This window comes from Rubellimicrobium sp. CFH 75288 (assembly GCF_009904055.1).
In the GTDB taxonomy this organism is placed as follows: domain Bacteria; phylum Pseudomonadota; class Alphaproteobacteria; order Rhodobacterales; family Rhodobacteraceae; genus Rubellimicrobium.
Genome location: NZ_WYDP01000004.1, coordinates 1 through 5,611 on the forward strand (window position 1 = coordinate 1; position 5,611 = coordinate 5,611).

Here is a 5,611-nt window from a genome sequence, read left to right on the forward strand (position 1 = left end):
GATGAACTTCGTCACCGGACGGGTGGAGGGGCCGGGCCTCGTCGCCGCCGAGGGCCTCGGCCGGGCCGTTCCGCTCGCGGTGCGGCTCCCCTCCGAGGGCAGCGAGGTGACCCTCGGCCTGCGGCCCCAGCATCTGGCGGTGGCGGAGGGCTCGACCCACCGGGTCGAACTGACCGAGGCACTGGGCGGCGTCTCCTACATCCACGTCACCGCCCCCACGGGGGAGAAGCTGGTCGTCGAATCGCGCGACGATCCCCGCGTCGCGCCGGGCGACCGGGTCGGCATCGCCTTCGACCCTGCGCAAGTGTTCGCCTTCGATCCCGTCAGCGGCGCGCGCCTGCGCTGACGCGGGGGCGGCCGGCGCGCTAGCGGGCCAGACCTCTCGCCTCGAGCCGCGCAACGGTCCGCGGCAGGTCGGCCAGGTCGGCCCGCACCTCCAGGATCAGCCGCGGCGGCACGGGCAGCATCGCGAGAGCGCGGAAGATCCCGGGCCAGGGCAGGACCCCGTCGCCCGGATGCCAGTGCCGGTCGGCATGGCCGTCCACGTCCTGAAGATGGACATGGGCCAGCCGCCCGCCCGCCTGGGCGATGAAGTCCACGACCGGCGGGGCGCCATAATTGGCATGGGCCAGCGCGGCGTGACCCGTGTCGATCGACAGGCCGAGGCAGGGATGGCCGATCCGGTCCACGAGATCGCCGCGATCCAGCGGGTCCGTGTCGTCGATGTTCTCGAGGACCAGCATGCAGCCCTGCCCGGCAGCCCGGTCCAGCACCGGCGCCAGACAGTCCTGCGCCGCGGCGAACAGCGTCTCGCGCAGGAAGCCGTAATTGACGTAGTTCAGGCGGTGCCACATCGTGAAGGGGCTGTGGATCACCATCTGGTCGGCGCCCAGCATCTCCGCGATCTCGAGGCCCCGCAGCAGCCGCCGCTGCACGATCTCCCGGATCTCCGCGTCGGGGCTGGAAATGTCGAGGCCGAAGAACGGCCCGTGCAGGCCGCGCGGGCCGCGGTGCCCGTCCAGCGCCCGGCGCCAGCCCTTCACCAGGTCCGACGCATCGCCGCCGGTGATCGCGGGCGAGACGAAGTCCTGGATCTCCACCGGACGGCCGGCGTCCAGGATCCAGGATCGCACCGGGTCGAGATCGCTCAGCCGGAGGGCCGCGCCGAGAAGGGGCAGGGTCATGGAGGCAGGTCCTACTTGATGCCGGCGCGCATGAAGTTCTGGATGAACTGCCGCTGGAACAGCAGGAAGCCGATCAGGAGCGGGCCGGAGGTGATCAGCGTGGCGGCATTGATGACCGACCATTCCACGCCGCTGTCGGTCGTCGCGAAGATCGACAGGCCGACGGTGAGCGGCCGCGTGTTCACCGAGGAGGTGACGATGAGCGGCCAGATGAAGTTGTTCCAGTGATGGCTGACCGAGACCAGCCCGAAGGCGAGAATGGTCGGCCGGGCGAGCGGCACATAGACCCGCCAGAGCACACCGAGGAGCGAGCATCCCTCGACCCGCGCGGCCTCGTCGAGCTCCCTCGGCACGGTCTTGAAGGTCTGCCGCAGCAGGAAGATCGCGAATCCGCTCGCGAAGTAGGGCAGGCCGATCGCCAGGATCGTGTCGAGCAGCCCCAGCGCCGACATCGTGGCATAGTTCCGCACGATCAGGATGTCCGGCATCACCATCAGCTGCATCAGGACCAGCGCGAACAGGACGTTGCGCCCCGGAAACTCCAGACGCGCGAAGGCAAAGGCCGCCAGCGTGCACAGCACGAGCTGGGCCGCGAGGATCATGGTGACGAGCAGGATCGTGTTGATGTAGTAGCGCCCGAACGGTGCCGCATTCCACGCGCGGACGAAGTTCTCGGCCGTCAGCGGCGCGAAGAGTTCGAACCGCGCGACGAAGGCCGGCGGATGGATCGCGGTCCAGGCCGCATAGGCGAGCGGCAGCAGCCAGACGATGGCCAGCGTCCAGGCTCCCGCCACGAACAGCGCCCGGTCGAACGGTCCTTCGTGATGGGCGAGCGTGCTCATCGGTAATGTGTCCGGCGGTCCAGCAGGAAGAACTGGCCGATCCCCACCACGGCCAGGATCGTCACCATCACGACGGTCAGCGTCGCGGCATAGGCCGTGTCCCAGAACCGGAAGCCCTGCTCGTAGATGTAGTAGAGCAGCAGCATTGAGGCGTTGTTCGGTCCGCCCTGCGTCATGACGAAGATGTGGTCCACCGTCCGGAAGGCGTTGATCGTGGCGTTGACCGAGATGAACAGCGTGGTGGGCATGATGAGCGGCCAGGTCACGCGACGGAAGAACGTCCAGCGCGACGCGCCCTCCAGGGCGGCAGCCTCCCGCAGGCTCTGCGGGATCGTCTGCAACGCGGCCAGGTAGAAGATCATGAAGAACCCCGCCTGACTCCAGATGGTCACCATCATCACCGCATAGAGCGCGGTCGCCGGCTGGCCGACCCAGTTGCGCGCCGGCAGGCCGAAGATGCCGCGAATCTGGTCGAACAGACCGATGCCGGGCAGGTAGAAGAACAGCCAGATGTTCGCCACGGCGATCAGCGGCAGGACGGTCGGCGTGAAATAGGCCATCCGCACGAAGCCCAGCCCGAACAGGCGCCCATGCACGAACAGCGCCATGACGAGCGCCAGCGCAATCGAGGCCGGAATGGTGATCGCGGCATAGATCGCGTTGTTGACCATGGCGCGGATGAAGATCGGGTCCTCCAGCAGGCGGGCATAGTTGGCCAGTCCCACGAAGGCGGCCGGGCGCCGCCCGCGCGGGGTGGACCAGAAGCTGTCGATGACCGTCTGGATGGCGGGCAGATGGGTGAAGGCGAACAGCAGGATCAGCGCCGGGGCGAGCAGAAGCCACGCCTGCACCCATTCGCGACGAAGGCGCCAGCCCCGGCGGGCCGGCGCGGCCGTCTCCGCCGGCGCGGCCCCGGCCAGGGGCCGCGTCCGGGGATCGATGTCAGCGGTAGGCTGCAAGGATCGCGTCCGCCTCGCGCTGGGCATCGGCCAGGGCCTGGGCCGGGGTCTTGTCGCCCACGATGGCGGCCTGGATGTTGTCGTTCAGGATCTGCGTGATGCGCGGCCCCTCCCAGGTCGCGAGTTCCGGCACCGCGAACTCGAGCTGGTCGCGCGCCACGACGGCGCCGGGCACTTCCGCGGCATAGGCGCGCATCGCCTCGGTCTCCCACGTGTCCGGGCGGGGAGCGACATAGCCCGTCTCGATCGACCAGCGGGCCGCCTGCTCGGGCGCGGTCGCCCATTTCACGAAGTCGATCGCCGCGCGGGTCTCCTCCTCGCTGTGGCCGGAGAAGAGGTAGAAGTTGCCCCCGCCGGTCGGCGCCCCGCGCCGCACGTTGGCCGGCAGCATCGCGACCCCGAATTCGAACGGCGCGTTGGCGCGGATGTTGGCGAGGTTGCCGGTCGTCGTCCAGGCGATCGCGCTTTCCCCGTCCATGAAGGCCCGCGGGGTCGCGCCCCAGTCGATGATGCCGGGCTGCATGATCCCGTGCTCGGTCGAGAGCGAGACCAGGTATTCCAGCGCCTCGAGCACCTCGGGCGTGTCGAAGAACACCTCCGTCCCGTCGTCGCTGGCCAGCCCGTCCTGCCCAGCCGAGGCCACGAGCCCGGTGAAGAGCCAGCTTGGGAAGCCGGACGAGGGAATGCGCACGCCCCATTGCGTCACGTTGCCGGCCTCGTCGCGGACGGTCAGGGTGCGACCCATCTCCACCATCTCGTCCCAGGTCTCCGGCGGCCGCTCGGGATCGAGGCCCGCAGCCTCGAAGGCTTCCTTGTTCCAGTACATCACCGGCGTGGAGCGCTGGAACGGAATGCCCCAGGTCTGCCCCTCGAACTGGCTGTTGCGCAGGAAGGCGGGATAGAAGCCGCCGATCCACTCCTCGATCTCCTGCTCGGTCAGATAGGGGTCCCACGGCTCGACGATGTCCTCGTCGATCATGGCGAACATGTCCACGGAGAGCAGGATGGCCAGGTGGGGCGGGTTGCCCCCGCGCGCGGCGGTGATGGCCCGCGTCGTCGTGTCGGCATAGGACCCCGTGTAGATCGCGTCGATGGTGACGCCCGGGTTTTCGTCCATGTAGTCCTGCGTCAGCCGCTCGATGATCCCGGCGGCGTCGCCGCCCACGGCCACGGGGAAGTAGAACTCGAGATCCACGGCGCTGGCGGGGGCGGCAAGGCCCGTGGCGGCGATCAGCGCCAGCGCGGTCGTCGTCCAGGTCTTCATGCTCTCTCCTTGTGCGAAAACCGGTTGGAGGGGGAATCGGGCAGCCGGTCACCGGCTGCGTCGAACAGGTGCTGCGCGGCCTCGGGCCAGCGCAGCCGGACGGTTTCGGGCGGGGGGCCCAGCCGGGCGGGCTGGCGGACGATCACGGCCACCCCGTCCAGCCGCACCGACACGAGCTGGTCGGCGCCGAGATACTCGATGCCCTCGGTTCGTGCCGGCACGCCGGTCTCGGCGATCGCGATGTCCTCGGGACGCACGCCGATCAGCGCCGCGCCGGGCGGTACGGGATGGCCGGGCAGCGATTCCGCGGGGATGAGGTTCATGGGCGGTGTGCCGATGAACCGCGCGCAGAAGGTCGTCGCCGGCCGCGCATAGAGCTCGCGCGGAGAGGCGACCTGCTGGATGCGCCCCTCGTTCAGGACCACGATCCGGTCGGCCATGGTCATCGCCTCGACCTGATCGTGCGTGACATAGACGAGCGTGAGCCCGAGGCGCTGCTGCAGCGCGCGGATCTCCACCCGCATCTCGGCGCGCAGCTTGGCATCAAGGTTTGAGAGGGGTTCGTCCATCAGGCAGACGGGCCGCTCCGACACCACCGCCCGCGCCAGGGCGACGCGCTGCTGCTGGCCGCCCGACAGCTGCGCGGGCTTGCGCCGCAGCAGCGTCTCCAGACCCATCAGGTTCGCCACGCGTTCGAGCCGCGCCTGCTGCTCGGCCTTGGGCACCCGCCGGACCGACAGGCCGAACAGGATGTTCTCGGCCACCGGCAGGTGCGGGAACAGGGCATAGTTCTGGAACACCATCGACAGGTTCCGCTGGGCGGGCACCCGATGCGTGATGTCCTCGCCGCCCAGCCGGATCGTCCCGGCCGTGGGTTCCTCCAGCCCCGAGATCAGCCGCAGCAGGGTGGACTTGCCGCAACCCGACGGACCCAGCAGCACCGACAGCTGCCCGCCCGGCAGGTCCAGCGAGATGTCCCGAAGCACGGGAGTCTGGCCGAAGGACTTCCAGATCCCGTCAAGCCGAAGGCCGGCCGGCTCCGCCGCGGAGGCCGGCGCGTGAGGGTCGATCGCATTCATGCGCCCCCCTCTGGCAGGGGAGTGCAACAGACTCGTGACGATGCGCCCGAAAGACGCCCGCCCGGGGACCTGTCTGTCGCCGGTTGCCCGACGATCGGGCAACCGCGTCGCTCGCACCGGTCGGTGGGAGGCGGACAGGAAAACGGAAGTACCGGGGGGGAGCGTGGCGGAGGGGGTGGGCCTGAAGCCTAACCTTCTCCACCCCCGGCGAGCGGTCCTTCGGCCGAGGCGGGGCGCTTTTTGGCACCCCGCCCTTGGGCGGCGTCAGCCCGCCTTGACCTCG

Annotated in this window: 6 protein-coding genes; 1 reads left to right on the forward strand and 5 read right to left on the reverse strand. The window is 69.6% G+C overall.

What is annotated here, in order from left to right; translation table 11 throughout:
* On the forward strand, window positions 1-346 hold a 346-nt coding region (locus tag GT358_RS05695), incomplete at its 5' end, for a TOBE domain-containing protein (RefSeq protein ID WP_166581638.1).
* A gap of 19 nt (window positions 347-365) precedes the next feature.
* On the opposite strand, the gene GT358_RS05700 is transcribed toward GT358_RS05695, so the two are convergent.
* The 5 genes from GT358_RS05700 to GT358_RS05720 form a co-directional block, all read right to left on the reverse strand.
* Window positions 366-1,184 carry a sugar phosphate isomerase/epimerase gene (locus GT358_RS05700; protein ID WP_166581639.1) on the reverse strand — a complete coding sequence of 273 codons (819 nt, stop codon included), beginning with the start codon at window positions 1,182-1,184 and terminating at the stop codon, window positions 366-368.
* An 11-nt stretch (window positions 1,185-1,195) separates the two neighbouring features.
* Entirely contained in the window at window positions 1,196-2,026 is an 831-nt protein-coding gene (locus GT358_RS05705) for a carbohydrate ABC transporter permease (RefSeq protein ID WP_166581640.1), read from the reverse strand.
* The gene (locus tag GT358_RS05710) at window positions 2,023-2,877 is read right to left on the reverse strand and encodes a carbohydrate ABC transporter permease (RefSeq protein WP_371416227.1); all 855 of its coding nucleotides are present in this window, start codon (window positions 2,875-2,877) and stop codon (window positions 2,023-2,025) included. Before GT358_RS05710 ends, GT358_RS05705 begins: the two co-directional genes overlap by 4 nt.
* A gap of 91 nt (window positions 2,878-2,968) precedes the next feature.
* Entirely contained in the window at window positions 2,969-4,249 is a 1,281-nt protein-coding gene (locus GT358_RS05715) for an ABC transporter substrate-binding protein (protein ID WP_166581642.1), read from the reverse strand.
* The gene (locus GT358_RS05720; RefSeq protein WP_166581643.1) at window positions 4,246-5,328 is read right to left on the reverse strand and encodes an ABC transporter ATP-binding protein; all 1,083 of its coding nucleotides are present in this window, start codon (window positions 5,326-5,328) and stop codon (window positions 4,246-4,248) included. Before GT358_RS05720 ends, GT358_RS05715 begins: the two co-directional genes overlap by 4 nt.
* Window positions 5,329-5,611: the final 283 nt, after the last annotated feature.

What these genes read in the sequence shown, in the direction of transcription:
- GT358_RS05720 (WP_166581643.1), bottom strand. Translation starts at nt 5,328, where the DNA reads ATGAATGCGATCGACCCTCACGCGCCGGCCTCCGCGGCGGAGCCGGCC.
- GT358_RS05705 (WP_166581640.1), bottom strand. Translation starts at nt 2,026, where the DNA reads ATGAGCACGCTCGCCCATCACGAAGGACCGTTCGACCGGGCGCTGTTC.
- GT358_RS05700 (WP_166581639.1), bottom strand. Translation starts at nt 1,184, where the DNA reads ATGACCCTGCCCCTTCTCGGCGCGGCCCTCCGGCTGAGCGATCTCGAC.
- GT358_RS05715 (WP_166581642.1), bottom strand. Translation starts at nt 4,249, where the DNA reads ATGAAGACCTGGACGACGACCGCGCTGGCGCTGATCGCCGCCACGGGC.